Source organism: Mesorhizobium sp. P5_C1 (assembly GCF_054049815.1).
On record NZ_JBFULQ010000848.1, the window covers coordinates 1 to 1,680 of the forward strand.

Consider the following 1,680-nt stretch of genomic DNA (forward strand, 5'->3'; position numbering starts at 1 on the left):
CTTCAACACCGACAAGAACCGGCACACCGGCAACCGCCATTGCTACGCAAGGATTTACGATCGCCTGCTGTCGGCCCGACGGCTGTCCATGCGGCGGCTGATGGAAATCGGCCTATACAATGTTTTCAGGGAAGGCAGCCAGACCGAGATGCCTTCAGTCAGCCTGTGGCAGAGCTATTTTCCGTTCTGTCAGGTGATCGGCGTCGACCTGACGGATTATTCGCGGCTCAATGACGAAAGATTCAAATCGTTCGTCTGTAACCAGTCCAAGCTGGACGATCTGCGCGTCGTCGCTGCGAAGCTCGAACCGGGATCGCTCGACGTGATCATCGACGACGGCAGCCACGCCTCGTTCGACGAGCAGTTGACGCTCCGCCAGTTCTTCCCGCTGCTCGCCGAGGGTGGCTGGTACTTCATCGAGGACCTCGATTGGCAGCCGCCGGGCGAGGACGCCGGCAAGATCACGCTTACCAAGAACCTGCTACGGGAGATCCAGCAGCATGGCAGCGCGCGCTCGGTCGATCCGCTGGGTGTGAACGCGCTTGCCGATCAGTTCGCCGAGATCCTGTTCTTCGACAGTCACTACGAGCTGAATCGGGCAAGGCTGCTCGGTGGCCTGGTGGCTATCCGCAAGGGCGCGTCGGGCCTGTCCACCAGGCGAGGTGTATCATCGCACGTTGAGTGAAGGGGCTTGATTTGAAAGTTGCGGTCTACACCATCGCCTTGAACGAAGCCGCAAACGCGGAGCGCTGGGCCAATTCGGCCGTCGACGCCGACTATCGCATTGTGGTCGACACCGGCAGCACGGACGGCACAGTGGAGCGACTAACCGAGGCGGGGGTGACAGTATACAGGATAGCAGTCCGCCCGTGGCGCTTCGACGACGCCCGCAACGCCGCCATGGCCCTGATCCCGCCTGACGTTGATGTATGCTGTACGATGGACATGGACCGGTTTCTTGCGCCTGGCTGGCGGGCGAAACTTGAGGCTGCCTGGACCCCCGAGACGACAGCCCTTTACTGCCAGACGATCTACAGATCGAGTGTCGAGGACCCGACACCGCTGCGAAGCTGGCCGGCGAAGAACTTTCACCATCGCTGGGGATATCGCTTCAAGCGGCCCGTCCACGAGGCTCTGGTCTTCACCGGAGACAGGGAAGTCACCACGAACAGCAGTGAGATCGTCATGTTCGAGGTGCAGGACCTCGCCAAGCCAACAAGGAGCAACTACCTGCCGCTGATGGAAGTGGCACATAAGGAGGACCCCGGCGACGCTCAGATATGCTTCTGGCTCGGACGGGACTTGATGTGGGCCAACCAGCCAGAGCGGGCCGTCCAACTGCTTGAGCACTACCTTGCATTGCCGACAAGCACATGGGGCGAAGAACGCTCCGAGGCAATGCGCTACATCGCGCGCATGCAACCGGAGCAGAAATTGTCCTGGCTGGACAAGGCACGGATGGAGGCCCCCCATCGGCGCGAAATCTGGCTGGACATGGCCGAAGAGTTCCATGGCAAGGCCGACTGGCTGAACCTGCTCTGGGCCTGCAGCAATGGGATCGAGAAGACGCGCCGCACCGGCAGTTATCTGGACGACGCGCATTGCTGGGGGGCTCGGCTGTACGAGCTTGGCGCCACGGCAGCATGGAAACTCAATTCGATGGATCAAGCTGTGGAATGG

At 61.0% G+C, this 1,680-nt stretch carries 1 protein-coding gene and 1 pseudogene; both read left to right on the plus strand.

All coding sequences use genetic code 11. The annotated features are described in order from the left end of the window. Positions 1–685 (plus strand): annotated as a pseudogene (locus ACXJ7R_RS31895) (hypothetical protein); the annotation flags it as partial. Between the two features lie 11 nt (positions 686–696). Then, on the plus strand, positions 697–1,680 hold a 984-nt coding region (locus ACXJ7R_RS31900), incomplete at its 3' end, for a glycosyltransferase (RefSeq protein WP_457155284.1).